The 26,471-nt window shown below is 63.2% G+C and carries 26 protein-coding genes; 17 read left to right on the forward strand and 9 right to left on the reverse strand.

The features are described 5' to 3' along the window. The first annotated feature begins 29 nt into the window (after positions 1-29). Positions 30-842, forward strand: a complete 813-nt coding sequence (locus tag IM737_RS01290; protein ID WP_236897725.1) for a tetratricopeptide repeat protein — start codon at positions 30-32, stop codon at positions 840-842. Positions 843-853: 11 nt separating this feature from the next. Here the strand turns inward: IM737_RS01290 and xth are convergent, their stop codons facing one another. From xth to IM737_RS01310, 4 genes are read right to left on the reverse strand one after another with little or no spacing between them, the layout of a single operon-like run. Continuing rightward, a complete protein-coding gene (xth, locus tag IM737_RS01295) occupies positions 854-1,633 on the reverse strand; it encodes an exodeoxyribonuclease III (protein ID WP_236897726.1) in 780 nt (259 codons plus the stop codon). Between the two features lie 53 nt (positions 1,634-1,686). Further along, positions 1,687-2,802, reverse strand: a complete 1,116-nt coding sequence (locus tag IM737_RS01300) for a serine hydrolase domain-containing protein (RefSeq protein WP_236897727.1) — start codon at positions 2,800-2,802, stop codon at positions 1,687-1,689. After that, positions 2,799-3,896: a serine hydrolase domain-containing protein gene (locus IM737_RS01305; protein ID WP_236897728.1), complete on the reverse strand. Its 1,098-nt coding sequence runs from the start codon at positions 3,894-3,896 to the stop codon at positions 2,799-2,801. Before IM737_RS01305 ends, IM737_RS01300 begins: the two co-directional genes overlap by 4 nt. 56 nt (positions 3,897-3,952) lie before the next feature. Next, on the reverse strand, positions 3,953-4,303 hold the full coding sequence (locus tag IM737_RS01310) for a HesB/IscA family protein (protein WP_236897729.1): 351 nt from the start codon (positions 4,301-4,303) through the stop codon (positions 3,953-3,955). An 82-nt stretch (positions 4,304-4,385) separates the two neighbouring features. Here IM737_RS01310 and IM737_RS01315 point away from each other — a divergent pair, with 82 nt between their 5' ends. The 12 genes from IM737_RS01315 to IM737_RS01370 all read left to right on the forward strand — a co-directional run bounded on the left by IM737_RS01315 (position 4,386) and on the right by IM737_RS01370 (position 17,973). After that, the gene (locus IM737_RS01315) at positions 4,386-5,579 is read left to right on the forward strand and encodes a deoxyguanosinetriphosphate triphosphohydrolase (protein WP_236897730.1); all 1,194 of its coding nucleotides are present in this window, start codon (positions 4,386-4,388) and stop codon (positions 5,577-5,579) included. 30 nt (positions 5,580-5,609) lie between these two features. Then, positions 5,610-7,355 carry an arginine--tRNA ligase gene (gene argS, locus IM737_RS01320; protein WP_236897732.1) on the forward strand — a complete coding sequence of 582 codons (1,746 nt, stop codon included), beginning with the start codon at positions 5,610-5,612 and terminating at the stop codon, positions 7,353-7,355. Positions 7,356-7,456: 101 nt separating this feature from the next. After that, positions 7,457-9,790, forward strand: coding sequence for an SPOR domain-containing protein (locus IM737_RS01325; protein WP_236897733.1), 2,334 nt, complete (start codon positions 7,457-7,459; stop codon positions 9,788-9,790). 107 nt (positions 9,791-9,897) lie between these two features. Continuing rightward, positions 9,898-10,686: a segregation and condensation protein A gene (locus tag IM737_RS01330; protein ID WP_236897734.1), complete on the forward strand. Its 789-nt coding sequence runs from the start codon at positions 9,898-9,900 to the stop codon at positions 10,684-10,686. Continuing rightward, positions 10,683-11,336, forward strand: coding sequence for an SMC-Scp complex subunit ScpB (scpB, locus tag IM737_RS01335; RefSeq protein WP_236897735.1), 654 nt, complete (start codon positions 10,683-10,685; stop codon positions 11,334-11,336). Before IM737_RS01330 ends, scpB begins: the two co-directional genes overlap by 4 nt. After that, positions 11,336-12,430 (forward strand): ABC transporter ATP-binding protein, encoded by a 1,095-nt coding sequence (locus IM737_RS01340; RefSeq protein ID WP_236897736.1) that lies wholly within the window; start codon positions 11,336-11,338, stop codon positions 12,428-12,430. The genes scpB and IM737_RS01340 overlap by 1 nt, the downstream gene beginning before the upstream one ends. A 60-nt stretch (positions 12,431-12,490) precedes the next feature. Next, on the forward strand, positions 12,491-12,697 hold the full coding sequence (gene tatA / locus IM737_RS01345) for a twin-arginine translocase TatA/TatE family subunit (protein ID WP_236897737.1): 207 nt from the start codon (positions 12,491-12,493) through the stop codon (positions 12,695-12,697). 44 nt (positions 12,698-12,741) lie between these two features. Further along, positions 12,742-13,458: a Sec-independent protein translocase protein TatB gene (tatB, locus tag IM737_RS01350; protein ID WP_236897738.1), complete on the forward strand. Its 717-nt coding sequence runs from the start codon at positions 12,742-12,744 to the stop codon at positions 13,456-13,458. A 3-nt stretch (positions 13,459-13,461) separates the two neighbouring features. Further along, positions 13,462-14,280, forward strand: coding sequence for a twin-arginine translocase subunit TatC (gene tatC, locus IM737_RS01355; protein WP_236897740.1), 819 nt, complete (start codon positions 13,462-13,464; stop codon positions 14,278-14,280). A 199-nt stretch (positions 14,281-14,479) separates the two neighbouring features. Then, positions 14,480-15,811, forward strand: coding sequence for a serine--tRNA ligase (gene serS, locus IM737_RS01360; protein ID WP_236897742.1), 1,332 nt, complete (start codon positions 14,480-14,482; stop codon positions 15,809-15,811). Further along, the gene (gene surE / locus IM737_RS01365) at positions 15,811-16,578 is read left to right on the forward strand and encodes a 5'/3'-nucleotidase SurE (RefSeq protein WP_236897743.1); all 768 of its coding nucleotides are present in this window, start codon (positions 15,811-15,813) and stop codon (positions 16,576-16,578) included. The genes serS and surE overlap by 1 nt, the downstream gene beginning before the upstream one ends. A gap of 135 nt (positions 16,579-16,713) precedes the next feature. Then, positions 16,714-17,973 (forward strand): M23 family metallopeptidase, encoded by a 1,260-nt coding sequence (locus IM737_RS01370; RefSeq protein WP_236897745.1) that lies wholly within the window; start codon positions 16,714-16,716, stop codon positions 17,971-17,973. A gap of 191 nt (positions 17,974-18,164) precedes the next feature. Here IM737_RS01370 and IM737_RS01375 read toward each other — a convergent pair whose 3' ends face one another. Continuing rightward, complete coding sequence (locus IM737_RS01375) at positions 18,165-19,043, reverse strand: ATP-binding protein (RefSeq protein ID WP_236897748.1); 879 nt, start codon at positions 19,041-19,043, stop codon at positions 18,165-18,167. Between the two features lie 204 nt (positions 19,044-19,247). On the opposite strand from IM737_RS01375, the gene yajC reads away from it, so the two are divergent. From yajC to IM737_RS01395, 4 genes are all read left to right on the forward strand, one after another. After that, on the forward strand, positions 19,248-19,607 hold the full coding sequence (gene yajC / locus IM737_RS01380) for a preprotein translocase subunit YajC (protein ID WP_236897750.1): 360 nt from the start codon (positions 19,248-19,250) through the stop codon (positions 19,605-19,607). A gap of 66 nt (positions 19,608-19,673) precedes the next feature. Next, on the forward strand, positions 19,674-22,223 hold the full coding sequence (gene secD / locus IM737_RS01385) for a protein translocase subunit SecD (protein WP_236897753.1): 2,550 nt from the start codon (positions 19,674-19,676) through the stop codon (positions 22,221-22,223). 8 nt (positions 22,224-22,231) lie between these two features. After that, positions 22,232-22,621: an Mth938-like domain-containing protein gene (locus IM737_RS01390; RefSeq protein WP_236897755.1), complete on the forward strand. Its 390-nt coding sequence runs from the start codon at positions 22,232-22,234 to the stop codon at positions 22,619-22,621. Continuing rightward, positions 22,622-23,467, forward strand: a complete 846-nt coding sequence (locus IM737_RS01395) for a phytoene/squalene synthase family protein (RefSeq protein ID WP_236897757.1) — start codon at positions 22,622-22,624, stop codon at positions 23,465-23,467. On the opposite strand, the gene IM737_RS01400 is transcribed toward IM737_RS01395, so the two are convergent. The 4 genes from IM737_RS01400 to IM737_RS01415 form a co-directional block, all read right to left on the reverse strand. Beyond that, positions 23,464-23,913, reverse strand: a complete 450-nt coding sequence (locus IM737_RS01400; protein WP_236897759.1) for a YiiD C-terminal domain-containing protein — start codon at positions 23,911-23,913, stop codon at positions 23,464-23,466. The genes IM737_RS01395 and IM737_RS01400 overlap by 4 nt on opposite strands. Beyond that, entirely contained in the window at positions 23,910-25,292 is a 1,383-nt protein-coding gene (trmFO, locus tag IM737_RS01405; protein ID WP_236897761.1) for a methylenetetrahydrofolate--tRNA-(uracil(54)-C(5))-methyltransferase (FADH(2)-oxidizing) TrmFO, read from the reverse strand. Before trmFO ends, IM737_RS01400 begins: the two co-directional genes overlap by 4 nt. A gap of 194 nt (positions 25,293-25,486) precedes the next feature. Beyond that, on the reverse strand, positions 25,487-25,636 hold the full coding sequence (locus IM737_RS01410) for a DUF1127 domain-containing protein (protein ID WP_074797262.1): 150 nt from the start codon (positions 25,634-25,636) through the stop codon (positions 25,487-25,489). Positions 25,637-25,834: 198 nt separating this feature from the next. Next, positions 25,835-25,987 carry a hypothetical protein gene (locus IM737_RS01415; protein ID WP_236897763.1) on the reverse strand — a complete coding sequence of 51 codons (153 nt, stop codon included), beginning with the start codon at positions 25,985-25,987 and terminating at the stop codon, positions 25,835-25,837. Positions 25,988-26,471: the final 484 nt, after the last annotated feature.

Here is a 26,471-nt window from a genome sequence, read left to right on the forward strand (position 1 = left end):
TAGCCTGCTACCCCGCGGGCAAAAGGAGTATGATGCGGACCATTGGGGACAATTCCCTGATTTCCGTGACAATGGGAGCCTTCCTCGCCCTCGCGGCGTCGATCCTGCCCGTGCACGCACAGACCGCAGCTGATGCTGCGCTCAATATGGCCAACATGCTCGACGGAGCTGGGGGCGGCGTATCGCGCGCCGACCAGCTCGCCGCGCTTGAGGATGCGGCCGATGCTGGCCAGCCCATGGCCATGTGGCAGCTTGGCATCATGTACGAGAACGGCGAGGGCGTTGATCGCGACCTGGTCAAGGCCTTCGGCTATTTCGCCCAGATCGCCAATCAGCATGCCGACGCCGCACCCAAGGGCGTCGAAGCCGATATCGTCGCGCAGTCCTTCGTCAAGGTTGGCGACTATTACAAGCAGGGCCTGCCCGATGCCGGCATCCCCGTCGATGCCGAACGCTCGCACGCGCTGCTGCTGCACGCCGCCACCTATTTCGGTGATGCCGATGCGCAATACCGCGTTGGCCTGCTGTATCTTCAGGAAGACGAACTTGGCGTGAACCCGCTGCAAAGCGCGCGCTGGTTCTCGCTCGCCGCCCGCAAGGGTCATTGCCCGGCACAGGCCCAGCTCGGCCAGCTGCTGTTCCATGGCATAGAGGGCATCGAGCCTCAGCCGATCGAAGGCCTGATGTGGCTGACGGTCGCCCAGCAGCGCTGTGCGGGCACGGCTGATGCCGGCTGGATTGGCGACATGCTCAACACGGCTCTCGCCAGCTCAACGCCGGAAGATCAGGCCGAGGCATCCTCGCTGGCCACCACCATCGCACCGCAGTTCGCCGGGTTCTGATCCGGCGAACGTTAGAAGCGGAACGTGCCCTCGACCGGCACGTGATCGCTCGGCTTGTCCCAGCCGCGGACATCCTTGTGCACCATCACCGAATCCAGCCGGTCTGCCGCCTGCGGCGACAGTAGCAGGTGGTCGATACGGATACCGGCATTGCGCCGCCAGGCACCGGCCTGGAAATCCCAGAATGTGTAGGACGGCTCGCTCGTCGTTGAGCGCAACGCATCGGTCAGCCCCAGGTTAAGCAGCGAGCGCCAGCGCTCCTGGCTCTCGGGCCGATACAGCGCGTCACCCCACCAGCCTTCGGGATTATGCGCGTCGATGGGCGCCGGGATGATATTGAAGTCGCCGAGCAACACGAACGGCTCTTCCAACTCCAGCCGACCCTCGACGAAGCTTTCCAGGCGCCGCATCCAATTCAGCTTGTACGGAAACTTCTCGCTGTCGACGGGATTGCCGTTGGGCAGGTAGATGCCACAAACCCGGATAGCGCCGCCTTCCACCGAAAACACGCCTTCGATCAGCCGCGCCTGTTCGTCGCTGTCGTCGCCCGGCAGCCCGCGTGTCACCTCGTCGAACGGCAGCAGCGACAGGATGGCGACGCCGTTCCAGCTCTTCTGCCCGTGGAACTCGACATTGTAGCCAAGCGCCTCGATCTCCAGTCGCGGAAAGTTCTCGTCGACCGTCTTGGTCTCCTGCAGCACGACGATGTCGGGCTTCTCCTCGCTCAGCCACTTGAGCAGGAGCTCGAGCCGGGCCTTGATACCGGCAATGTTCCAGGTGGCGATGCGCATGTCAGTCTCCGAGTCACGTCAAAGGTATAAGCCGGGCGGGCAGGGGGCAACCGCTAGAGCCCGGCATACACAGCGTCGCGCACTGCTTCCTTATAGGCGCCGTCGCAGCCTTCGAGCCCGGTATTGCTCATCGACACCACTGACAGGCCGTTTTCCGCATCGAGGAACCAGTTGTGTCCATAAATGCCCCCCCAGCGATTGGTGCCGATGGCCGCGGGTGAACCTGCTACTTGCGCATCGTCCAGCCATGCGCCGAAATAGCTGAACAGCCAGCCTGGACCCTGCGACTGTGCCAACAGGGGCGTACGGTTGCCCAGGCCCAGAAGAACGGTTTCGGGCTTCAGAACTGCTCCGCCCCCGGTTCGGAGCGCTTCCAGCAGGCGCATGAAATCGGGACCAGTCCCCGCCATGCCCCCGCCGCCGGACTGAAAGGCCCTTGCATCAAATATCCGTCCGGGATCGAACGTGGTCATGCCACCAAACGGGTTGGGAACGCTGTGAGGATCGCCCATTAGCACCGGACCCGCTGCGCCATCGGCGTAAGGTGCAGCCAGCCGCGCCGCATCGGTGACCCCAAACCGGCTGTCGTCCATGCGTAGCGGACCGGTAATGAATTGCCGGATCGTGTCGTCCAGCGTTCCGCCCGAGACCCTGGACGCGATGACGCCCAGGACATCGATCGATGGGCCATAGGACCAGCCTCCGCCGGGCGCAAACTGCAAGGGTAGGGCCGCGATCCGCGCCACGATCGCGTCGGCGCCCAAGTGCCAGCGATTGACCCTTGTCGCCTGTTCCTCTGCCGTCAGAATCGATGCCACGCTCAACCCGGATGTGTGGGTCAGCAGGTGATCGATGGTGATGTCCGGCTGGCTGCCATCGGTCAGCCTCGGTCGGAAATCGGGCAGATAAGTCGCTACCGGCGCATCCAGCCGCAGCTTGCCAGCATCGACAAGGGCCAGCACTGTCGCCGCCACGATCGGCTTGGTCAGCGACGATAGCCTGAAGATGGTATCGACCGTCATCGGTCGCCCGGCCTCGCGATCTGCCAGTCCATGCGCCCTTTCATAGACCACATCGCCGTCCTTGCGGACGATCAGCACGGTCCCAACGATCTTGTTCTCCGCAATCGCCTTGTCGGCGACGGCATCCAGTCGTTGTTCGATATTCATGCGTAAACCGCGCGCAGGATGTCGTCGCGGAACGGGCCATTGCAGCCTTCGAACGTCGTATTGGTGCACACCACGATCGTGATCTTGTTGATCGGGTCGACCACCCAGTTATGGCCCCAAGCGCCGCCCCAATCGACCGTGCCGACGGGGCAGGGGTTGTTCGCCGCTACAGCATCGTCCAGCACCGCTCCGATGAAGCTGAAGCGTTTACCCGCATCATGCGGGCGGCGCTCCAGGTCGCCGATCTGGTTGGCCAGCGCCAGTTCCACCGTCTCCGGTGTCAACAGGCCCGGCGCTCCGTTGTAGACTTCGAGCATCTTGAGGATGTCGTCGGCTGTCCCCGCCATACCGGCGCCGCCATTCTGCGCTGCCGCTGGATTGAAGATACGCGACGGCGAAAATACCGTGGTGCTACCATCGGCACTGACAATCGCATGCGGCTCGCCCATGCGAACCGGCGGTGTACCATCGGCATAGGGGGTCGCCAAACGCGCCGGGTCGGTGACGTAGAAATGTGCGTCGGTCATCCCGAGCGGACCGGTGACGTGGCGCAGCAGCGCGTCCTCGACATCGGAGCCGTTGATGGCCGCCAGAACCCCGCCCAGTACGTCGATGCTGGTGCCATAGTCCCACCCAGTCCCCGGCGCGAAGGCCAGCGGCACCTTGGCGATGTTGACAAGTGTCTCGTTGAGCGGATTGATCACCCCGCTCAACCCGCCACTGGCATCGGCCGGCACGCGAGCATAGACCAGCCCCGACGTATGGCTGAGCAGGTGCTTTATCCTGATGTCGGCGGGCCTGCCGTCCGGATTATCAGGGGTAAACCACGGCAGGTAGCGCGTGACCTTGTCGTTGAGCCCGATCAACCCCAGGTCGACCAGCCGCAATATGGCCGTCGCGACGATCGGCTTGGTCACCGACGCCAGCCGGAAGATCGCGTCGCGCTGCATCGTCCGACCCGACTCGCGATCGGCAAGACCGGCGGCGCGGGCATAAATTTCCTGCCCATCCTTGTTGATCAGGATGACGCAGCCAACAATGCGCTGCACCAGCGCGGCATCGATTGCCGCGTCCACACGTTCTGCCAAGCTCATGAAAACCTCCCGCAAACAGGGAGACGCTACGGCGAGATGTTCAGAAAAACAACCGCTTAGACGGCAAAACTCGTGCCGCAGCCGCAGGATGCAACCGCATTGGGGTTGCTGATCTGGAACGACTGCCCGATCAAGTCGTCGACATAATCGATCTGCGATCCGCCCATGAATTCGAGGCTCATAGAATCGATCAGCACCACCGCATCGCCCTTGCTCAGAACGATATCGTCGCTACCGGGCTTTTCCTGTACGAGGTTGTATTCATACTGGAAACCGGAGCATCCACCGCCCGCCACCGAAATGCGCAACACCGTGCCCTCGGGCTCCTTCGACAAGATACGCGACACGCGTTTGGCAGCGCGATCGGTCAGTACGACGTCGGTGGGAGCAAGGGCGGTGTCAGTCATCTGATATCCATGCCGTGATGTCATAACGGTCAGGCTAAAATAGTAACTCTTGCGTCGAATGAAAAGGGTCTTGTGATCAACGATGAGCGATACTGCTGCCTACGCCAGTAAGCCCGAAGACTCGCTCGGCCGCCTTTACGGCACGGGCCCCAGCCCGACGCGCTCCGAATTCCAGCGCGACCGCGACCGGATTATCCATTCCACCGCCTTCCGCCGCCTGCAGCACAAGACTCAAGTCTTTCTGCAGCATGGCGGCAAGCACTTCCGAAACCGGCTCACCCATACGCTCGAAGTCAGCCAGATGGCCCGTTCGATGGCCCGCGCCTTGCGGCTGAACGAAGATCTCGCCGAGGCCGTCGCGCTTAGCCACGATCTTGGCCACACCCCCTTTGGTCATGCCGGCGAGCGGGCGCTTCACACCGCCATGCAGCCCTATGGCGGCTTCGATCACAACATCCAAGCGATGCGCGTCGTCACCCGGTTGGAAAACCGGTACGCTGAGCATGACGGCCTCAATCTCACTTGGGAGACACTCGAGGGTATCCTCAAGCACAACGGGCCGCTGACCAATCTGGACGGCACGCCCTACGGCAAATACGCCCATGAAGGTCTGCCTGCGGGCATCGACGACATTCCCGCCGCCGCCGACCTTCGCTTGTCCAGCCACGCCTCCCTCGAAGCTCAGACCGCGGCCATCGCCGACGACGTCGCCTACAATGCGCACGACATTGACGATGCCCTGCGCGCCAATCTGATCGTGATCGACGACCTGATCGGTGTTCCGCTCGCCGGCCCCATCGTCCGCGAAGTCCTCGACCGCTATCCCAATGTCGCCCCCAAGCGCCAGGCCCACGAAGTGCAACGCCGCCTGATCACCCGCTCCATCGAAGATGTCATCGCCACCACCCAGGCCAATCTCGTGACCGCACGGGTGCAATCAGCCGAGGATGTCCGCATCGCTGGTCGGACCCTGGTGACCTTCTCTCCCGCGACGGCCGAAGCCGAACGTGGCCTCAAGACATTCCTCTTCGAGCGAGTCTATCGACACGAGGCGGTGATGGTTCCCGTGCGCCAGAGCGAAACCGTCGTCACCGATCTTTTCGCGCGCTACATGGCGACACGCGACTTGCCCGGACGTTGGGGCGCTGTCACTGAGGCTGCCACGTCCGACCGTGCCCTTGCCCGCGTCGTGGCCGACTTCATCGCGGGCATGACCGATCCCTACGCCCTCGACGAGTATGCCCGGCTGTTTGACGCTCGCCCGGAATTCCTTTAGGGCCAACGCACTTCAATAGTCAGGTCAATCATGGACGTTTTCGCGCTTTTCTCCGCACGCGTCGCCAATGCGATGCAGGTTCTCTTCCCCGAAGCCGGCGCCGATCTGGTCGCCCGCATCGTGGTGGAACCACCGCGAGATAGCGCCCACGGCGATCTCTCGACCAATGCCGCAATGGTTGTCGCCAAGCCCCTTGGCAAGAATCCGCGCGACGTCGCCGCCGTGCTGGTCGAACATTTTAAGCACGATGCCGACGTCACCAGTGTCGAGATCGCAGGGCCAGGCTTCATCAACTTTCGGCTGGCCAACCCGATCTGGCATCAGGTCCTGCGGTCCATCGCGACGCAGGGCGCGGACTATGGCCGCTCAACCCTGGGCGGCGGCGAGCGCGTCAATATCGAATATGTCTCGGCCAATCCCACGGGCCCAATGCATGTCGGTCATACCCGCGGCGCCGTCTTCGGCGACACGCTGGCCTCGCTCATGGCCTATTCGGGCTATGACGTGACGCGGGAATTCTACATCAACGACGCGGGCAGCCAGGTCGATACGCTCGCCCGCTCCACCCTGCTGCGCTACCGCGAGGCCCTGGGCGAGACCATCGACATTCCCTCGGGTTTCTACCCAGGCGACTACCTGATTCCGGTCGGGCAAGCGCTGAAGGCCGAGTTCGGCGACAGCCTGCTTGGACGGCCCGATGCGGAAGTCCTGCCGTTGGTCAAGGACCGCGTGCTGATCGCCATGCTCGATCTGATCAAGGCCGATCTGGCGCGGCTCCGTATCCATCACGACGTATTCTTTTCCGAGCGCACGTTGCACGGGCAGGGGGGCGACATCCAGCTCACGCTCGATTGGCTGCGCGAGCAGAACCTGGTCTATCAGGGCAGCCTGCCGCCCCCCAAGGGGCAGGTTGTCGAAGACTGGGAAGACCGCGAGCAGACGCTGTTCCGGGCTACCGATTTCGGTGACGATACCGACCGGGCCCTCGTCAAATCCGATGGGTCCTACGCCTATTTCGCCCCTGATATCGCCTACCATCGCAACAAGTTCCTGCGTGGCTTCAAGCACATGGTCATCGTGCTGGGCGCCGACCATTCCGGCTACATCAAGCGGCTCAAGGCAGCGGTCAAGGCCGTTTCCGGCGGCGTCGCTGACATCGACGTCCGAATCTGCCAGCTCGTCCGGCTGCTCAAGAACGGCGAACCGTTCAAGATGAGCAAGCGCTCTGGCGATCTGGTAACGCTTGCCGACGTGGTCGAAGAAGTGGGCGCCGACGCGACCCGCTTCATGCTGACCTACCGTCGCAACGACGCGACCATGGATTTCGACTTCGCCCTGGTCAAGGAACAGACCAAGGATAACCCCGTCTTCTACGTGCAGTATGCGCATGCCCGCGCTTATTCCATATTCAAGACCGCCGCTCGTGACCTGCCGGGGCTCGACACATCCGCTGCCGCGCTGGCCGCAGCGGAAGTCGAAACCATCGTTACGCCCGCGGAACTCGACCTGGTTCGGGTGCTGGCGGCCTGGCCGCGCGTCGTCACGGCTGCCGCAATCGCGCATGAGCCGCATCGCATCGCCTTCTATGTCCATGAGCTCGCAGCGGCCTTCCACGGCTTCTGGGCCAAGGGCAAGGATGATCCGTCGTTACGATTTGTTAACGTAGACGACCCAAAGCTAACCTTGGCCCGACTCGCGCTGGTCGACGCTGTCCGTCAGGTTATCGTCAACGGACTTGGGATTTTGGGAGTATCCGCACCGACGGAGCTTTCATAATTCGGGCGCAATACTGTGTTGACTCGCGGAAAATCGCCCGCAGTGGGCACAGTTCGCAGTAACCAAGAGGGCGCTGCTACATGCCAGCGAGACCGCAGCCCATGGCCGGACAATCCGACGCCGCCGACGATCTGATCGCCGAATTGGCAAAACTGATGGCGCAGGACGCGCAGGGCGGGGGGAATGCTGCGGCTACCCCAGCTGCCCCGCCGCTTTATCCCGTGCGCATTCCGGGTGGCGATGCGCCACAGCCGGCCCCCCAGGCCAAGGCTGACCTCGATTTCGTACGGTCGTTCAATGCAGAGCCCGCTGAACGCCCGGCGCCGGCACCCGCAACTGCTCCGGTCGAGGCGCAGCGCGCTCCCGCAGCGCAGGTGGATGAGCCCGAACCGTTCAAGTTCGACTTCGATTTCGGCGCCAAACACGCGCCGTCCGAGCCAGTTGTGCTGCCCGTGGCTGCCAAGCCCCAAGCGACCCCCGCGCCTGCGCCCGCTTCGGTGATCGCGGCGCCAGCCGGACCTGCGTCTGCACCAGTTACTCAGGACATTGATCACGACAGCATTGCCGATCTGATCGCTGCCGACCTCGCAGCCGATACCCAACCCGCGCCATCTCCCGCTCCGACTCGATCCGAAGCCACTCCGGCCGCTGCGCCCGTGGTTGTTGCCGCCGAGCCCGCTCCGATGCCGGTCGCCGAGTCGCGACAGCCCAATCCCGGCCCGGGTTGGACGCCGACCACAGTTGCCGCCAACTTGGGTGGCCAGCAGCGTCCGGCCCGCCCGGCGCTGCGTGCCGTCAACTTGCAGCCTGTCGCCCGCCCCGAGCAGGATCGCTTCAAGGTGCCGCCGGTCTTCGGTCTGGCGACGACGCCGGCTAAGTCCACGGAAACAATTGTCCCGACGGAAACCAGCGTTCCGGCGGCCGAGCCTGTTGTCGCTGCTCCTGCTCCGGTTCAGCTTGCCCCAGTCGAGACACAGCCAATCCCACGCCCGGCTGCGCCGACCCCGGTCGCCCCGCTGCGTCCGGCCGATCAATCCGATCTTGGTCTTGATCCCATCGACGAAATCGAAAGCCTGATCGGTCGCGCCATGCGCGTGGAATTTGATCAGGTTGCTGACGCCGACGAGCCCGTCGTGGCGCCACCGCCCGTTGAGTCGCGTCCGGCGCCAAGCCCGGCTTTGCGCTCGCTGGCGACCCCTACAATGGCTCCTGCGCCAGCGCCATCGGCACTATCCGCCGCCGACGAGGCTGTTCTGGCCGCTGCGGCGGCGACGGGCGCCCAGGTTGGCTGGGTCGAAGCCCCTGAAGTCTCCGATACCGACGATGAGCCGCGCCAGCGCACCGAACGTTCGCGTGGGCCGTTTGCCCTGGGCATGACCCGTGCCGTTGCCGGTCCGCTGGTGGCCGTCACCTTGCTGCTAGCTGCAGGCTTTGGCCTCTACTGGGTTCTGGGCCTTGGTGGTCGTGACACCGGTGGCGTTGCCCCGTTGCTCACTGCCGATGCCACGCCGATCAAGCAGGTCGCCCCGGCAGCGACAACAGACACTGCTGCGACGCAGCAATCCGTCGTGTTCAATGAAATCGACGGCGTCGTGCCTGGCGCCGAGGAACAGCTCGTTTCGCGCGACCAGGCCGATGTCAACGAAGTCACGCAGGTGGCGTCCGCCGTTCCGGCCGATGTAAGCGAGGAGGGCCTTGCCAACCGCAAGGTCCGCACCGTCACCGTCCGTCCCGATGGCACCATTGTGAGCGGCGATGACAGCATTGCCGGCAGCGCTATCCTTCCCGTCGACAGGCCAAACGTTCCGGCTGTTCCCGGTGCCGAAACCGCGAGCCCTGAACTGCTGGCCGCCGCCGATCCGGTTACCCCCGCAGCTGCCGCACCAGCTGCGCCGGTTACCCCGGCCGTGACACCGGTTGAGCCGGGCGCCACCGTTCCAGCCTTCGACCTCACTGGCAATCCGATTGCTGGCAAGACCACGGTCGTGCCGCTGGTCCGCCCCGCCAATCTCGCTTCCATTGCGCCCACGGCTGCATCGCCGGTCACGGCGGTCGTCGACCCGATCAATGCGGTCATCGATGCTGCCGCTGCTCCGGTCGCGGCTGAGCCCGTAGCGGCGCCGGTCGCTGCCGCTCCGGTCGAGCAGCCGGTCGCCGTTCCTGGTGCAACCGAAGTTGCGGCGCTGGGCAACGACGCCCCGGCCTATGTCCAGCTCGCCTCCCAGCGCAGCGAGGCCGAAGCCCGACAAACCGCGCAGGCGATGGTTACGCGTTTTGGTCCGCTGTTCGGCGGCGCCAATATGGAAGTCCAGCGTGTCGATCTGGGCGCCAAGGGCATCTACTACCGTGTTCGCGTCCCGGCCAATTCGCTGGAGCAGGCCAACAACATCTGCACCAACGTCAAGGCCGCCGGCGGCGACTGCTTCACCATGTAGTTGGGCCCCAGCGCCCAACCTCCAGTGCAGATTGCCCTCCCGTGCTTGACGCTCGGGAGGCGAGCGGCCAAGGATGACGCGACGTTTCCGCAGCGCGGCTCCAATTCATGACGACTGCCCAGACCGACTGGTTTGACGCTCCGGCCCCGCCCGCTGACGACGACATCATGTATGTCGATGTCGGTGGCTACGAAGGACCGCTCGACCTCCTGCTCGATCTCGCGCGCCGCCAGAAGGTCGATCTGGCCGCTATTTCCGTCCTGGCGCTGGCGGAGCAATATCTGCTGTTCATCGAAACCGTGCGCGAGAAGCGCATCGAGGTCGCCGCCGACTATCTTGTGATGGCGGCATGGCTCGCCTACCTCAAGAGCCGTCTGATGGTGCCGCAGGCGCCTTCGGATGACGAACCGTCCGGCGAGATGCTCGCTGCGATGCTACAGTTTCGGCTCAAGCGGCTCGAAGCCATGCGCCGTGCCGCCAGCCAGCTGATGAACCGGCCACGCCTCGGCTTCCAGGTCTATGCCCGAGGCATGCCCGAGCCCATCGAGATCGCTCGCACCAACCTGTGGGAGGCCTCTCTCTACGATCTCCTCAAGGCCTATTCCGCCCAGCGCGAGCGCGGCATCAGCACCGACTATTCGCCCCTCCAGCGCACCGTCTGGTCGCTGCAGGACGCACGCGACATCCTCCAACGCCTGATCGGTGACAGTTTCGACTGGATACCGATGGATACCTACCTGGCCGAATATCTGGCCAGCCCGCGCGAACGCGCCACGGTCCGCGCCTCGACCTTCGCGTCGAGCCTGGAGCTGGTCCGCCAGGGCCAGATCGACATCCGGCAGAGCGAGACTTTTGGTCCGCTGCTCATGCGTCGTCGCAAGGCCGACAAGCCGTGAGCGATCCCGAAGACCATGGCGAAGTCACCGAGCGCCACTTGCGTATTCTGGAGGCTTTGCTGTTTGCCTCATCCGAGCCATTGGCGACCAACCAGATGGCAACATATTTGGGTGAAGGGTCGCGCGTGATCGAATTGCTGGTGACACTGCAGCAGCGCTATGCGGGCAGGGGTGTGAACCTCGTTCAGCGCGCCGACAAATGGGCCTTCCGCACCGCCGAAGACCTCGGCTTCCTGTTGCGCCGCGAGGAACACGAAACCCGCCCGCTCTCCCGCGCTGCCTTAGAAACCCTCTCGATCATCGCCTATCACCAGCCCGCCACACGGGCAGAAATCGAGGAAGTCCGGGGCGTTGCGACCGGCAAAGGCACGATCGACCTGCTCCTCGAAGCCGACTGGATTCGCATGCGCGGCCGCCGCCGCACCCCCGGCCGACCGGTAACCTACGGCACGACCGACGCTTTTCTCGACCATTTCGGCCTCGAAACGCTCGGCGATCTGCCGGGCCTCGAAGAGCTCAAGGGCTCCGGCCTGCTCTCCAACCGCCTCCCGCCCTCCATGCAGATTCCGCTTCCCTTTGACGGCGCCTTGCGCGAGGACGAAGACCCGCTCGATCCTGACGACAGCGGCAGCGAGGAAGAAATCTCCTGATGACAGAAGAACTTGCCGGTTGGGGACGACGCGGCACCACCGGCGTCAGCTTCGCCGCCACGCTCGAATTCGACGCCGTCGATGTCCATCTCGGGGGCAGGGTCGTCCTCGACCAGTTCAGCCTATCGCTGCGCCCCGGTGAAATCGTCTGCCTGCTCGGCGAATCGGGCTCTGGCAAGTCCACCGCCTTGCGCGTCGCCGCTGGCATACAGCCGGTTTCCTCCGGTGTCGTCCGTATCAACGGTGAGGTCGTCTCGTCCGCCAGCAAGACCATCCCAGCCGATCGGCGCGGAATTGGTCTGATGTTTCAGGATTTTGCCCTCTTTCCACACCTGACCGTGCTGCAAAACGTGCTCTTCGGCCTGCGCAAGCTTGGCCGGAGCGCTGCGCTCGCCCAGGCACGGGCTGCCCTTGGCCGTGTGGGCTTGGCCGACCGTGAGGCCGACTATCCCCACCGTCTCTCTGGCGGCCAGCAACAGCGCCTGGCCCTCGCGCGCAGCGTCGCCCCACGGCCGGGCGTCCTGCTCCTCGATGAACCCTTTTCCAGCCTCGACGCCCGCTTGCGAGAGACAGTTCGCGAAGAGACCCTTGCGGTGCTGCGGGAAACCAATGTCACGAGCCTCATCGTCACCCACGATCCGGAAGAGGCCATGGTGCTGGGTGATCGCGTTGCGCTGCTGCGGCATGGCCGCATCGCCCAGATCGGTACGGCTGCGGAAATCTACGGCAAGCCTGTCGATCTCGCCGCGGCGCGCTTTTTCTCGCCGCTTAGCGAGATCGAGGCCACCGTCGTTGACGGCCACGTCGACACCCCCTTGGGCCCTCTCGGTACACCGGGCCTGGCCGACCGCACCAAGGTAACTGTGGCGATCCGCCCCGCCGGTGGCGCCCGCATCCGTATATCGGAACCCGGCATACCCGGTCGCATCGTCAGCAAGCGGGACGCCATCGGCATCGATATCTGCGAGGTGACGGTCGGTGGGCTGGACAAGCCGCTGGGTATTCGGCAGCCCGCCAGCGCGGCATTGAGGGTGGGACAAGACGTCTTCGTGACGCTTAACCCCGAGCACGTTCTTGTGTTCCCGCGCGATTGACCCTATTTCTGACCTATCTTTCGCGTGTAACGCGTTCTGAAGAATTCTAGGGAGACCAAAATGCACGCGCCAGGAATTTGGGGCATTCTCGTTGTCGCCGTCGTCGTGATCCTGCTGTTCGGTCGCGGCAAGATTTCCGGCATGATGGGCGAAGTTGCCTCGGGCATCAAAGCCTTCCAGAAGGGCATGAAGGACGAGGACAAGCCGGTGGAACGTGTCGCGACGACCACTGCCGATGTCCGTGAGCCCGAGAAGAAGGACGTCTAAGGACGTCACCGCCGGTCATGCCGCTGCGTTGAAGGAATAAGACTATGCTCGGCTTGGGCTGGACAGAGATGCTGGTGATCGGCGTTGTTGCGCTGATCGTCATCGGGCCGAAGGACTTGCCGGTGGTGATGAACCGCATCGGCAAGGTCGCCGGTCAAATTCGTCGCATGGGCAGCGAATTCCAGCGCGAGATCAACAAGACGACTGGTCTCGACGAGGTGCGCAACCTGCGCAATTCCATCACGGCGCCGCTCAAAAAGACCACCGACGAAATCCGCAAGGAATTCAACGCCATGACGCCGACAGGCGTCCAGCCGAGCGGCATCATCAAACCAACTGATCCCAAGGTCGAAAGCGTCGTCGACGCCATCAAGACCCAGGCGGGCATGACCACGCCCAAGACAGCCGATCAGGTTGCTGCCGAAGCCGGTTTCAAGCCGGCCGGTCCCGCGCCAGTGGCGTCCAAGGCCACGGTGCCAACTGAAAAGAAGGCGCCTGCAACCAAGGCTCCCGTGAAAGCCAAGGCGGCGCCGACGCGTCCGGTGATCAAGACCGAGTTGGCGCCAATCGAGGCCGTGCCAGCACCGGCTGAGGCTCAGCCGGTTGACGTAAAGCCAGCCCGCAAGCCACGTACGCCCAAGGTTGTCGCGGAAACGCCGGTTCCCGTATTGCCCACCGAGCCGGCGGATTCGCCGGCGACGAAAACCCCGCGTGCCCGTACGCCGCGTAAGCCTGCCACCGCGAAAGCCGGAAGCGAATAGACCATGGCCGACGCCAAGCAGATCGAAGACAAGAGCAAAGAGCCGGTCGATGAGCTGGCCGGCAGCGAAGCGCCGCTACTCGAACACTTGGTCGAGCTGCGTAAGCGGCTGATCTATTCAGCCGTCTCGATCGTCGTGCTGATGGGCTTCTGTTTCATCTTTGCCAGCACGATCTACGAGTGGTTGCTGATCCCGTATAAGAACTCGGTGCCGAACTCGGACCTGATCTTCACGGCGCCGCAGGAACTGTTCTTCACCTACCTGAACGTGGCCCTTTTTGGTGCCATTTTCCTCGGCTTTCCGGTGGTCGCCAGCCAGATCTACATGTTTGTCGCTCCCGGCCTCTATAAGCACGAGCGCAAAGCGTTCATCCCCTATCTTGTGGCGACGCCAATATTCTTCGTGGCGGGCGCCGCTTTGGTCTATTTCATCGTCCTGCCGATGGCCCTGCATTTCTTCGCCGGCATGCAGACCGAAGACATCGTGATGATGACCAGTGTCAGCGAGTATCTTGGCCTCGCCATGCTGCTCATCCTGGCCTTCGGCATCTGCTTCCAGCTTCCGGTCATCCTGACATTGCTGGCGCAGATCGATCTCGTGCATGTCGACATGCTCAAGAAGGGCCGCCGCTACGCCATCGTCGGCATCCTGATCTTCGCCGCCTTTATCACGCCACCCGATCCGATCTCCCAGATCGGTCTTGCGGTGCCCATGTACCTGCTCTACGAACTCTCCATCATTTCGGTACGGATGGTCGAGAAGCGCCGTGCTGCGGCTCTGGCCGCGCAGGAAGCCGAACTCTCCGGCTCATCATCCGACTAGCAATCCACGATGTCATCCCGGCGAAGGCCGGGATCCAGGTCCGTATCTTTCCCAGACCGCTGAGTTTGCAACTGCTTGCCGGACATGGATTCCGGCCTGCGCTGGAATGACCCGGTGGGATTGGGGATTGCGGCGTTTCCTCATCGACCTTAGACAACGTGCGTAGCCAACCAGAGGCGGGCAGCGACCCGTAATACCGATGTTCGATATCAAGTGGATCCGAGCCAACGCAGAAGCTTTCGATGCTGCCGTTTCGCGGCGCAAGGGCGTCTCCGTCCGCTCCTCCGATCTGCTCGCCATCGACGATCGCCGCCGCGACATCATTGGACGCCTCAACGACGCCCAGGAAAAGCGCAATGCGCTCTCCAAGCAGATCGGCCAGGCCAAGGCCCAAAAGGACGAGGCCAAGGCCGCCGAGCTGATGGCCGAGGTCGCCCGCCTTAAGGACTTCATCCCGCAGGGTGAAGCCGACGAACGCGCCGTCGAACTGGAATTGCGCAACGCGCTGTCGGTCATTCCGAACCTGGTGTTCGAGGATGTACCAGACGGCACCGACGAAACCGGCAATGTCGAATACTTCGGCCGCAACGGCTCGCCCGAAACCGCCGCCAAGGTTCGCGCCCCGCGCCCGAGCTTCGCGTTTGCTCCCAAGGAACACTACGAGATGGGCGTCGCCGCCAATGGCGACATGGATTTCGAGATCGCCGCCAAACTCTCCGGCAGCCGCTTCGTGGTGCTGAAGGGGCAAGTTGCCCGCCTGGAGCGGGCACTGGGCCAGTTCATGCTGGACCTGCACACGACCGAGCATGGCTATACCGAAGTACAGCCGCCGCTGCTGGTGAAGGACGACGCGCTGTTCGGCACCAATCAGCTGCCAAAGTTCGAGGACGACCTGTTCTTCACGCCCCACGGCGAGGCGAGACTGGCCCTGATACCAACGGCCGAGGTGCCGCTGACCAACTTCGTGCGCGACTCTATTGTTTCGGAAGAAGAGCTACCGCTTCGTATGACCGCCCTTACGCCCTGCTTCCGCTCCGAGGCCGGTTCCGCTGGCCGCGACACCCGCGGTATGCTGCGGCAGCACCAGTTCAACAAGGTCGAGATGGTGTCCATCACTACGCCGGAAACCTCGGTGGACGAGCATGAGCGCATGCTGGCCTGCGCCGAGACGGTGCTGCAGCGTCTGGGCCTCCACTACCGCGTCATGAATCTCTGCACCGGCGATATCGGCTTCGGCGCGAAGAAGACCTACGACCTCGAAGTCTGGCTGCCCGGTCAGGACACCTATCGCGAGATTTCCTCCGTCTCGGTCTGCGGTGATTTCCAGGCTCGTCGCATGGATGCCCGCTATCGCCCCGCTGGCGAGAAGCAGGCGCCGCGCTTCGTCCACACGCTCAATGGTTCCGGAACAGCCGTTGGACGGTGTCTGATCGCAGTGCTGGAGAACTATCAGCAGGAAGACGGCTCCGTCCTCGTGCCTGACGTGCTCCAGCCTTACATGGGCGGCCTCAAGTCGATCGGCAGCCGCTGATGAGCCTGCGCATTCTCATCACCAATGACGATGGTGTGGATGCGCCGGGCATCGCCATCATGGCCGACATCGCGCACGCGTTGAGCGACGATGTCTGGATCGTGGCGCCCGATGGCAACCAGTCTGGGGCAGGGCACCGCTTTACCTTGGGCCGCGAGCTCGAGATCGATCAGCGCGGTCGCCAGGTGTTTTCCGTAGTCGGCGGCTCGCCCGCCGACTGCGTCGTTGCCGGCATGACGCACTTGCTCGGCAATCGCCCGGCCGACGTGGTTCTATCAGGTATCAATGCCGGTCAGAACCTCGGCGACATCATCAATTGCTCCGGCACGGCGGCCGGCGCGCGCGAAGGCGCTTTGCAGGGTGCCATCGGCATCGCCATGAGCCAGGGCATCAACTACGAGCATGGCCGCGACGTGAACTGGTCCAATTCCCGCCATCACGGCGTGGCCGTTGCGCGCGCCATCATCGCCGCTGCCACGACAAGCGACCACTATTACAACGTCAACTTCCCGTTCTGCGACCCGCTCGACACCAAGGGCATAGCGGTCGTGCCGCACCAGCGTTTTTCGCGCTCGCCCTTCCGGCACTACCCCAGCGACAACAAGGGCAAGTTTTTTGTGGCAATCCCAGAGACGCCGTTGCCGCTCGATCGGGCGTCCGATTTCGAGGTGATGCGGCGGGACGGCTACGTCACGGTAACCCCAATGATGCTCCAGCAGACGGACTTCGCGCTGGTCGAACAGCTGAGCGGAACGCTATCTCTCTGAGGCCGCGCTCTTAACCTTACTCAATTCAGAATCCGGCCTGTACGATTTTGCTCAAATCGCGGCGGCCTTAAACTCGTCTTTACCTTACCGGCTTAGTCTCAAACTCGTGTTGAGTACCTGCGTACGAGTAAGCTGATGAGTATCCGCGTATCCCGTCGGGCGCCCAAAGGTGCCGTTGCGATGGTTGGCCTTGTGGCCGCCGCCGTTGCCCTTTCCGGGTGTTCAAGTCTCGGTAGTCGCGCCTTCAGCGATCCGACGACCACATCTGCCATTCCGCAGACTGCTCCCCAGAGCATCAATCAGCCAATGCCGTCGAGCCTTGGTGCGCCACAGAGCATGGTGGCCGAAAGCCAGTTCCTGCCCCCTGCCAATGTCGGTGGCGGTGGCTTCGTCGGTCAGCCAGCAGCGCAGCCGGCCTGGAACCAGCCCGCGCAGACCGCTTTCAGCCAGCCGCTGCCTGCCCTTGGCGGCGCAGCGCCTGCCGTCCAGACCCAGTCTCTTCCAGCTCTGAATTCTCCGCCCCAGGGAACCCTGCCAGCCATGCAAGCACAGCCCGCCATCGCGTCGGCCTCGATGCCGTCACCTGCTGCCCTTGGCAGCCTGCCCACCAATAGCTCGGTGCCAACGCTGGCATCCGTGACCCCAGCGGCCCCGGCGGTCGGTGGAACCTTCACCCACACCATCGCCAGCGGCGAGTCGCTCTACACCATCGCCCGTCGCTATGAAGTGACGACCCAGGCGATCGTGCAGGCCAACAGCCTGTCCTCACCCGACAAGATCGTCGTCGGCCAGAAGGTGATCATTCCAGGCCGCGCTGACCTGCTGGCCACCAAGGCGCCGACCACCCAGGTCGCCGCTGCCACCCCGATGGCTGCACCAACGCCAACGCAGCAGACCCTGCCACAGGCAGCCCCGAACGCACTGCAGACCGCTGCTGCTCCCGCGCCGCTCGCTGCTCCCGCCGCAGCGCCGGTGCACGTCGCCAATGCTCCGGCCGCTCAGCCCGTGGCGGCTCCAGCGCCTGCCGCCAGTGCTGGCTTCCGCTGGCCGGTCAGTGGCCGCGTGCTGGTCGACTTTGCCTCGTCCAAGGGCACCGGCATCAATATCGAAGTGCCGGAAGGTACCTCGGTCAAGGCTGCCGACAATGGTACGGTGATCTATGTCGGCTCGGGCGTCGAAGGTTACGGCAACCTGATCCTGATCCGCCATCCCAATGGCTACGTCTCGGCCTATGCCCATCTCGGCTCGATGAGTGTCGCCAAGGGCGCCAACGTCAATCGCGGCGACAGCATCGGCGCTGCGGGCATGACCGGCTCGGTGACCAAGCCACAACTGCATTTCGAGCTGCGCAAGGGCGCGACACCGGTTGATCCGGTCCCGCTGCTGGCCAGCTGATAACAGCGCAAACTACGAAGAGAAGCCCCCGCGAAAGCGGGGGTTTCGCTTTGTGCCACGCCCTCGTGGTTCGAGGCGCTGAAGAAGCGCACCTCACCATGAGGGCTACTGATACACAGCATTAACAACAGCCCTCATGGTGAGGTGCGAGCTCTTCGCGAGCCTCGAACCACGAGGGCGTGGCACATTTCTCAGGCAGACTTGCCCATTTCACCCGCCAGCGTCCGCACCAGTTGGATCGCCACGCGACCCGAACGCGCGCCACGTGTGGCAGACCATTCGATGGCCCGCGCCCGCAACGTCTCATCGTCGATGTCCAGCCCGTAGTGGTCGGCATAGGTCCGGACCATCGCGAGAAACGTCGGCTGGTCGCAATTGTGGAAGCCGAGCCACAGCCCGAACCGATCCGACAGCGACACCTTCTCCTCGACCGCCTCCCCAGGATTGATCGCGGTCGAGCGTTCGTTCTCGATCATGTCGCGCGGCATCAGGTGACGACGGTTGGAGGTGGCGTAGAACAGCACGTTGTCGGGCCGGCCTTCAAGGCCACCGTCAAGGATGGTCTTGAGTGACTTGTAGCTGGTTTCGCCATTGTCAAAGCTCAGGTCGTCGCAGAAGACGATGAAGCGCGCGGACTCCTTGCCGATGCGCCGCATCAGGGCAGGGAGGCTCTCCAGATCCTCGCGGGCGATCTCGATCAGCACCAGCCGCTCAAAGCCTTCCGAGCTCCTTTCGGTAATGTCGCCGTGGATGGCTTTGACCAGCGAACTCTTGCCCATGCCGCGCGCACCCCAGAGCAGGGCGTTGTTTGCGCCATGGCCACGGGCGAACTGCTCGGTATTGCGCAACAGGATGTCCTGCACCGCGTCGATACCCTTGAGCATGGCCAGCGGCACGCGGCTGACGCGCGGCACGGCCATCAACACTCCGGCATCGGCATCCCAGTGGTAGGCATCCGCATCCTCAAGCACCGGAATCGATGCCTTTGGCATCGGCGCCAACACCTTGAGTGAATTGGCGATTTCGCCGAGGATGCTGGCGATCTGTGCGAGGTGTTGTTTGCTCTTCAAAACGTGCAATTCCTATAGTCGGCGCGGCAATTTGCGACCCCCGGAATGCCTTTGCAATCGTGGGGGTGCAAATGTATAGTCCGCGCGATTTTGACCGGGGCGCAAGTGCATCAAGCCCCATATGCGTCCAGTAGCGTCTTGCGTTGATGCTGGCTCTGGCGCTGTCCCTCCACCAAACCAAGAAGAAACGAAGGAACTCGCCTCATGTTTGTAACGCCCGCTTTTGCCCAGGCGACGACCGGTGCGGCCGCCACTGGTGGCGGCATCAACGACATCCTGATCCAGCTCATGCCGATCCTGCTTCTGGTGGTGATCTTCTGGTTCCTGATCTTCCGCCCGCAGCAGAAGCGCCTGAAGGCCCAGCAGGCCATGCTCTCGGCGATCAAGCGTGGCGACACGGTCGTGACCACCGGCGGCATCGTCGGCAAGGTGACCAAGGCCGTTGATGGCGAAGACCTCGAAGTCGAGATTGCCACCGGCGTAAAGGTCAAGCTGGTGCGCGGCATGGTTGCTGACGTGCGCTCCAAGGGCGAGCCGGTCAACGACAACAAGCCTGCTGCCTAACCGCCGCAGCTCAGATACCGCCGGCGCCCAAGGGCGCCGGTTTTTTCCTTTCAGGACGTCTCCTAAATGCAGTTTTCGCCGGTCCGCACCGCCATCATCGCCATCGTTGCTCTTCTGGGTGTGCTCTTTGCCGTACCCAGCTTTCTGCCGCAGACTGTGCGCGACGCCTGGCCGAGCTTCCTGCCCAAGCAGACCGTCGTACTGGGCCTCGACCTGCAGGGCGGCTCGCACCTGCTGCTTCAGGTCAACGAAGATGGCATCGTCACCGAGCGTTTGCAGACCCTGCGCCGTGACGTTCGCAATACGCTGGCCAACGAAAACGGCATCGGCAACCTGATCACGACCGATGAAGCGACCAAGTCGCTGAGCATCGAACTGACCGATCCGACGCAGAAGGAAGCGGCCCGTACCGCGATTGCCGCGCTGCAGAACACGGTCAGCAACTCGCTGATATCGGTTGGTGGCGTACAGGAACTGTCCTTTGGCGAGACCCCCGACGGCAAGTTGACCGTCACGCTGACGCCAGAGGGCATCAGTGAGCGCATGTCGGCTCTCGTCGCGCAGTCCATCGAAGTCATCCGCAACCGTATCGACGAACTGGGCACCACCGAGCCGTCGATCCAGCGCCAGGGCAGCAACCGCATTCTGGTGCAGGTGCCCGGCTTCGGTGACTCCACCCGCCTCAAGGACATCATTTCGCGCACCGCGCGCCTGACCTTCCATATGGTCTATCCGGGCATGAGCGCCGCTCAGGCCGAGGCCCAGGGCCTTCCCGCCGGCACCATGATTCTGCCGAGCCAGGATGGCGGCAACGAGCTGCTGTATGAAGACGTCGCAATCGGCGGCGAGTCGCTTGTCGACGCCCAGCCGAGCTACGACCAGCAACGCGCCATGCCTGTCGTCAGCTTCCGCTTCGACACGCGTGGTGCCGTCACCTTCGGCCAGATTACCTCGGCCAATGTGGGCCAGCGCTTCGCCATTGTGCTCGACAACACCGTCATCACGGCCCCACAAATCCAGCAGCCGATCACCGGCGGTACCGGACAGATCAGTGGCAGCTTCACCACGGCCACGGCCAACGACCTTGCCGTCCTGCTGCGCGCCGGCGCGCTGCCGGCCAGCCTCGACATCGTCGAGGAGCGTACGGTTGACGCGAGCCTGGGCGCCGACTCCATCCGCTACGGCCTGACCGCCGGTATCGTCGCGGCCGTTCTGGTCGTGGCCTTCATGGTCATCGCCTACGGCATCTGGGGCGTCTTCGCCAACATCTCGCTGATCCTCAACATCGTGCTGATTTTCGGCGCACTCTCCATGCTCGGCGCGACGCTGACGCTTCCGGGTATCGCCGGTATCGTACTGACCATCGGCATGGCCGTGGACGCCAACGTGCTGATCTACGAACGCATGCGGGAGGAACAGAAGGCCGGCCGATCGCCACTGCAGTCGATCAATGCCGGCTTCGAACGGGCCTGGGGCACCATCGTCGATTCGCACCTGACGCAGCTGATCGCGGCCATCGTGCTCTACTTCCTGGGCTCGGGCCCGGTGCAGGGCTTTGCCGTTACGCTGGCCCTTGGCATCCTGACCTCGCTGTTCACCTCCTACACCGTGACGCTCTACTTCGTTGGGATGTGGTACCGGTCGGTGCGGCCCAAAATTCTCAAGATCCAGCATTTCCGCTTCATTCCTGACGGGACCAACATCCCGTTCATGAAGATCAGCCGCTACGTGATCGCCTTCTCGATCGTGGCCAGCCTGCTCTCCATCGGTTCGGCCTATTTCAAGGGCTTCAACCTCGGTATCGACTTCGTTGGCGGTACAGCCATCGTCATCCAGCACGAGGGTGGACCGGCCGATGTCGGCGCCGTTCGCGAACTGCTCGACGGTCTTGATCTGGGCGAAGTGCAGGTCCAGGGCTTCGGCACGCCGGAAGACGTGCTGGTCCGTGTGCAGGCGCAGGAAGGTGGGCAGGATGCCGACCAGGTCGCGGTGACCAAGGTTCGGGAGGCTCTGGCGACCGAAAACTACACCGTTCGCAGCACCGAGGCTGTCAGCGGCACGGTGTCGGGCGAGTTGGCCTGGAAGGGCACGATTGCCGTTCTCGTCGCCCTGGGTGCCATCCTGATCTACATCTGGTTCCGTTTCGAATGGCAATTCGCCCTGGCGGCGATCGTGACGACCTCGCACGATATCATCATGACCATCGGCCTGTTCTCGATAACCGGGCTGGAGTTCAACCTGACATCGATCGCGGCTGTGCTGACTCTTGTGGGTCTGTCGCTGAACGAAACCGTCGTGGTGTCGGATCGCGTTCGAGAGAATCTGCGCAAGCATCGAAAGATGCCACTGCCTGAGCTCATCGACCTGTCGATCAACCAGACCATCGTGCGCACGTCGTTGACGCAATTTACCGTGTTCCTAGCCCTCATCCCGCTGGTGCTGTTCGGTGGCGAAGTTATCCGCAGCTTCACCATCGCCATGACATTCGGTTCGCTGGTCGGCATGTACTCGTCGATCATCATCAACGGCCCGATTCTGATCAATTTCGGCCTCAAGTCGAAGGCCGAGGACAAGGATGTTCCGGCCACCAAGACGGCTGACGGCGCCTCGGTCTGAGGCGCCGCATGACCAGCAACGACACCGGCCATTTCCCACAGCAGGTCGGCATCGACGCCTACGGCAATAGCGGCTTCCGCTTTGCCGAAATGTCGCATCGCGGCTCATTGCTGTGCCTGCCCACGGGCATGCATGCCTGGGCTGTGACGACACCGACCGAGATCACGCTGGAAAGTCTGGCCCCGGTTATTGCCGCCGCCGCTGATATCGACGTGCTGATGGTCGGGCTGGGCCATGACATCATTGGGCTCACACGCGACGTCCGGGAGGCGTTGCGGGCCAACGGGATCATCGTCGAAGCGATCACCACCGGCAGTGCCGTGCGGACCTACAATGTGCTGCTGGCAGAGCAGCGCGCGGTTGCCGCAGCGCTGATCGCGGTCGAGCGGGTTCGCTAGATGGCTGCCGAGAGTTTTGCCCATGCCGCCGAAGCCCTGCGCAAGGGCGACCGTGACCGCTACCTGTCGACCCTGGTGCTGAAGGGCGACGATCGCGACGCCGTCACCGCGCTCTATGCCTTCAATGCAGATGTCGCCTCGATCCGCGAGCGCGTCTCCGATCCGGCACCGGGCGAAATCCGCTTGCAATGGTGGAGCGACGCCCTGGACGGCGAGGGTCACGGCGTGGTGCGCCAGAATCCAGTGGCCGACGCGCTGCTCGATACCGTCGCGCGCTACAATATCCCGGCCGGCACCCTGCATCGCCTGATCGCCGCTCGCCGTTTCGATCTTTACGACGACCCGATGCCCGACCTCGAAACCTTCGAGGGCTATGCCGGCGAGACCACCTCGACGCTCTACCAACTGGCAGCAATGATCCTCAATGACGGGACTCAGGTGGAAACCGGCGATGCGGCAGGCCATCTTGGTGTCGCCCATGCCATGATTGGTCACATCAGGGCATTCGGCTATGTCTCCTCCCAAGGCCGTATCATGCTGCCCTGGTCGATTATGGCGGCCAACGGGGTGGTCGAGGGTAACATTTTTTCGGGACAGGCCAGCGAGGGGGTGGTCGAGGCCCTCGGGCAGGTCGCCGATCTGGCAGCCAGCCATCTGGCGAAAGCCGAATCCGCAATCGCCGCGCTCCCGGGCAAGCTCAGGCCGGCCTTCGCACCTATCGCAGTGCTGAAAGCACAACTGGCGCTCTATAAGGCGCGATCCTCCGGCCCCTTTGCCGTGGCGCCTGATGATGCCGACTGGCGCAAGATCGCCCGGCTGGCCTGGTGGACCTGGCGCAACCGCTAGGCGTGCGGCTCGGCAATGGTGACGAACTCTCCGGTTAGCCGCGCGGCCACCTGGCCGGCAAAGCTAAGCTCGGCAACGACAGTCAGGCGTGCCTTGCCACGGCGCGTGAGCATGTGGAGGAAGGCGGGCCAGTTTGCCTCATCTAGACGAGCGATGGCGGTGAAATCCCCCGCTATCGGAGCCAGGTAGTCGATCTGGCTGCGATGGATCACCAACTGGCAGGCAATCGCCTCCTGGTCCAGCCGCAGATGCAGCGCCGACCAGGCCGCAAGCACGCCCAGCGTCGAGACGCTGCCGCCGAAGGCGGTACCGTGGACGTTGATGTTGGGGCCGAGCGGCGCCGACAGTTCGACATGTCCCGGCGCCGAGGAAACGACCCGCACGGCCATGGCCCGCGACAGCGGGATATGGTCGTGCAGATAAGTTTCCAGCGCCGCCGGTGTCACGCCCAGGCCTGCAGGTCTTCGAGCGCGCGCGAGGTGATGGCGCGGCGCTTGGCGATGGTCTTGTCATTGCCGCGCCAGCGCGCGACGCCTTCGGGCCTGACGATCGCCACTTCCGGAAACAGTCCGAAATTGACGTTCATCGGCTGGAAGCTGCGCGCGCCGCTATAGCCCTCGGCTTCGATATGGCCGCCGGTGATGTGGGCCACCAGCGCACCGAGTGCGGTGGTGATCGGCGGTGTGACCAGCGTTTCGCCCCGCGCGTCCGCTGCAGCGAGGCGACCGGTGATCAGACCGATTGCGGCGCTCTCGACATAGCCCTCGACGCCGGTGACCTGGCCGGCAAAGCGGATGCGGGGATCGGCTTTCAGCTTGAGATCAGCCCCCAACACCTTGGGCGAGTTGATGAAGGTGTTGCGATGCAGCCCGCCAAGGCGGGCGAATTGTGCGTTCTCCAGTCCGGGGATCATGCGGAAGATGTCGGCCTGGATGCCGTAGCGCATTTTGGTCTGGAAGCCGACCATGTTCCACAGCGTGCCCAGCGCATTGTCCTGCCGGAGCTGCACGATGGCGTAGCATTTGACCGTTGGATTGCGAGGATTGGTCAGGCCCACCGGCTTCATCGGGCCGTGGCGCAGGGTCTCGACGCCGCGCTCCGCCATGACTTCGATGGGCAGGCAGCCGTCGAAGTAGGGGACGTGTTCCCAATCCTTGAATTCATGCAGCGGCGCGGTCTTTAGGGCCTCGACGAAGGCAAAATACTGGTCCTTGTCCATCGGACAGTTCAGATAGTCGGCGCCTGTGCCGCCCGGGCCGGCCTTGTCGTAGCGCGACTGGGCCCAGACGACGTCCATGTTGATGCTGTCCTTGTGGACGATCGGGGCGATGGCGTCGAAGAAGGCGAGGGCATCTTCGCCGGTCTTGGCCAGAATCGCTTCGGCCAAAGCAGGGGAGGTCAGCGGGCCGCTGGCGATGATGACGTTCTGCCAGTCCTGCGGCGGCCAGCCCGCGATCTCTTCGCGGATGACGGTGATATTGGCGTGATTATGGATGGCGCGGGTCACCTCGGCGGAGAAGCCGTGGCGATCCACGGCCAGCGCACCGCCGGCGGGCAGCTTGTGCAAATCGGCGGCGCGCATGATCAGCGAATTGCGGCGGCGCATTTCTTCGTGCAGCAGACCGACGGCATTCTGTTCGTGGTCGTCGGAGCGGAAGCTGTTGGAGCAGACCAGTTCGGCGAAGCTGTCGGTGCTATGCGCATCGGTGGCTTTGACGCCGCGCATTTCGTGGACAATGACCTTGGCGCCGGCTTCGGCGGCCTGCCACGCGGCCTCGGACCCGGCGAGTCCGCCGCCAATGATATGAATGGGTTGGTTTTGCATTGCTGGCAGATAGCAAGTGCCATAGGGCAACGCAACTGAAGAGGGGTTCAGGCTATCACGCGCTCAAGCTGTGGGGATAAGTTGTTGGCAATATGTGGCTTTGTGCACGTCTTGGGCAGAAAAGCAAAACAGCCGCATCTCGGAGAGAAGCGGCTGTTCGAAATGCTTGGGATGTAAGTTCAGTCGGGCAGAACTTACAGACCAGCAGCATGATCGCGGGCAATGCGATTGATGTCGGTACGCGAGATGCCGAGATCGTTCAGCTGACGATTGTCGAGAGCGGCGAGCTCACGAACGGTCTGCTGATAAGCTGCCCACTTCTTGAAAGTCTTGCGGATGTCCATTTGAAGTCTCCTTTTCGTTTACGAGCTTATATTTAGAGCAGTGCCGCCTAGATGAGCAGTGGGAGATTGGTCAAACGAGCTATGCGGTTTCTGCGGGGCTTTAACCAGGCTCGTTCATCTCTGGTTAAGCCATCCGGCAAAGCTAAGGCCGCCGGGTGGCGATCCGGCGGCCTCGGCAATTGCAGCGCGATGGGCGTGTCAGCGATCAAACAGCGACAGCGTCATCTTCCCGAAGTCGGGGCCGGAAATCCCCAGCAGATCGGCATCACGGGTCGGTGGCACGTTCATTCCCCGCGGCGTCTTCTTGATATCAACCAGGCGTCTCACACGCCAGACGGCACGCACGAACATCAGCGTAGTCCCTTCAGGCTGTTAACGGCGCTGCGAAGATGGGGTGATTTGAGCAGTAGCACCATGCCGCTAACGTCAATCGCTTTATGCGCAGGATGCATGGCGTTTTCACGATATCGTCGCATATCGGCCATTTGGGTGAGCGGAAGCGCCGCCTGTGATGCGGTTGTCGATGATGGGCTCATGCCAAGATGGCGGACCCCGAGACGGTTTTCGCCTCTGGTTAATTAGAGAATGAGACGGAAGCCGCCTCGGGGTGCCGGTTTTTGGAACGTTTCCGGCGGCGGGAGGTCATAGCCTCTCACGGCCGAAACGCGAACCTGTGGGTCAGACGAAGACCACACCCAGCTCACCCCGCCACTGTTCGCCTGCAGGCCGCCGCGTGGGGTGATGTGGAGGAGTGTACGGGAGGATTTGGCGGTGGGGAGAAGATGGATAAGTTAGGGCTCCGAGTGTGTCGCCCACCCCCCTCCCAACCTCCCCC

The organism is Devosia sp. SL43 (genome assembly GCF_021729885.1).
GTDB lineage: Bacteria > Pseudomonadota > Alphaproteobacteria > Rhizobiales > Devosiaceae > Devosia.

Coding starts and splice junctions, on each gene's coding strand:
- IM737_RS01290 (WP_236897725.1), top strand. CDS start 30: ATGATGCGGACCATTGGGGACAATTCCCTGATTTCCGTGACAATGGGA.
- xth (WP_236897726.1), bottom strand. CDS start 1,633: ATGCGCATCGCCACCTGGAACATTGCCGGTATCAAGGCCCGGCTCGAG.
- IM737_RS01300 (WP_236897727.1), bottom strand. CDS start 2,802: ATGAATATCGAACAACGACTGGATGCCGTCGCCGACAAGGCGATTGCG.
- IM737_RS01305 (WP_236897728.1), bottom strand. CDS start 3,896: ATGAGCTTGGCAGAACGTGTGGACGCGGCAATCGATGCCGCGCTGGTG.
- IM737_RS01310 (WP_236897729.1), bottom strand. CDS start 4,303: ATGACTGACACCGCCCTTGCTCCCACCGACGTCGTACTGACCGATCGC.
- IM737_RS01315 (WP_236897730.1), top strand. CDS start 4,386: ATGAGCGATACTGCTGCCTACGCCAGTAAGCCCGAAGACTCGCTCGGC.
- argS (WP_236897732.1), top strand. CDS start 5,610: ATGGACGTTTTCGCGCTTTTCTCCGCACGCGTCGCCAATGCGATGCAG.
- IM737_RS01325 (WP_236897733.1), top strand. CDS start 7,457: ATGGCCGGACAATCCGACGCCGCCGACGATCTGATCGCCGAATTGGCA.
- IM737_RS01330 (WP_236897734.1), top strand. CDS start 9,898: ATGACGACTGCCCAGACCGACTGGTTTGACGCTCCGGCCCCGCCCGCT.
- IM737_RS01340 (WP_236897736.1), top strand. CDS start 11,336: ATGACAGAAGAACTTGCCGGTTGGGGACGACGCGGCACCACCGGCGTC.
- tatA (WP_236897737.1), top strand. CDS start 12,491: ATGCACGCGCCAGGAATTTGGGGCATTCTCGTTGTCGCCGTCGTCGTG.
- tatB (WP_236897738.1), top strand. CDS start 12,742: ATGCTCGGCTTGGGCTGGACAGAGATGCTGGTGATCGGCGTTGTTGCG.
- tatC (WP_236897740.1), top strand. CDS start 13,462: ATGGCCGACGCCAAGCAGATCGAAGACAAGAGCAAAGAGCCGGTCGAT.
- serS (WP_236897742.1), top strand. CDS start 14,480: ATGTTCGATATCAAGTGGATCCGAGCCAACGCAGAAGCTTTCGATGCT.
- surE (WP_236897743.1), top strand. CDS start 15,811: ATGAGCCTGCGCATTCTCATCACCAATGACGATGGTGTGGATGCGCCG.
- IM737_RS01370 (WP_236897745.1), top strand. CDS start 16,714: ATGAGTATCCGCGTATCCCGTCGGGCGCCCAAAGGTGCCGTTGCGATG.
- yajC (WP_236897750.1), top strand. CDS start 19,248: ATGTTTGTAACGCCCGCTTTTGCCCAGGCGACGACCGGTGCGGCCGCC.
- secD (WP_236897753.1), top strand. CDS start 19,674: ATGCAGTTTTCGCCGGTCCGCACCGCCATCATCGCCATCGTTGCTCTT.
- IM737_RS01390 (WP_236897755.1), top strand. CDS start 22,232: ATGACCAGCAACGACACCGGCCATTTCCCACAGCAGGTCGGCATCGAC.
- IM737_RS01395 (WP_236897757.1), top strand. CDS start 22,622: ATGGCTGCCGAGAGTTTTGCCCATGCCGCCGAAGCCCTGCGCAAGGGC.
- trmFO (WP_236897761.1), bottom strand. CDS start 25,292: ATGCAAAACCAACCCATTCATATCATTGGCGGCGGACTCGCCGGGTCC.
- IM737_RS01410 (WP_074797262.1), bottom strand. CDS start 25,636: ATGGACATCCGCAAGACTTTCAAGAAGTGGGCAGCTTATCAGCAGACC.
- IM737_RS01415 (WP_236897763.1), bottom strand. CDS start 25,987: ATGTTCGTGCGTGCCGTCTGGCGTGTGAGACGCCTGGTTGATATCAAG.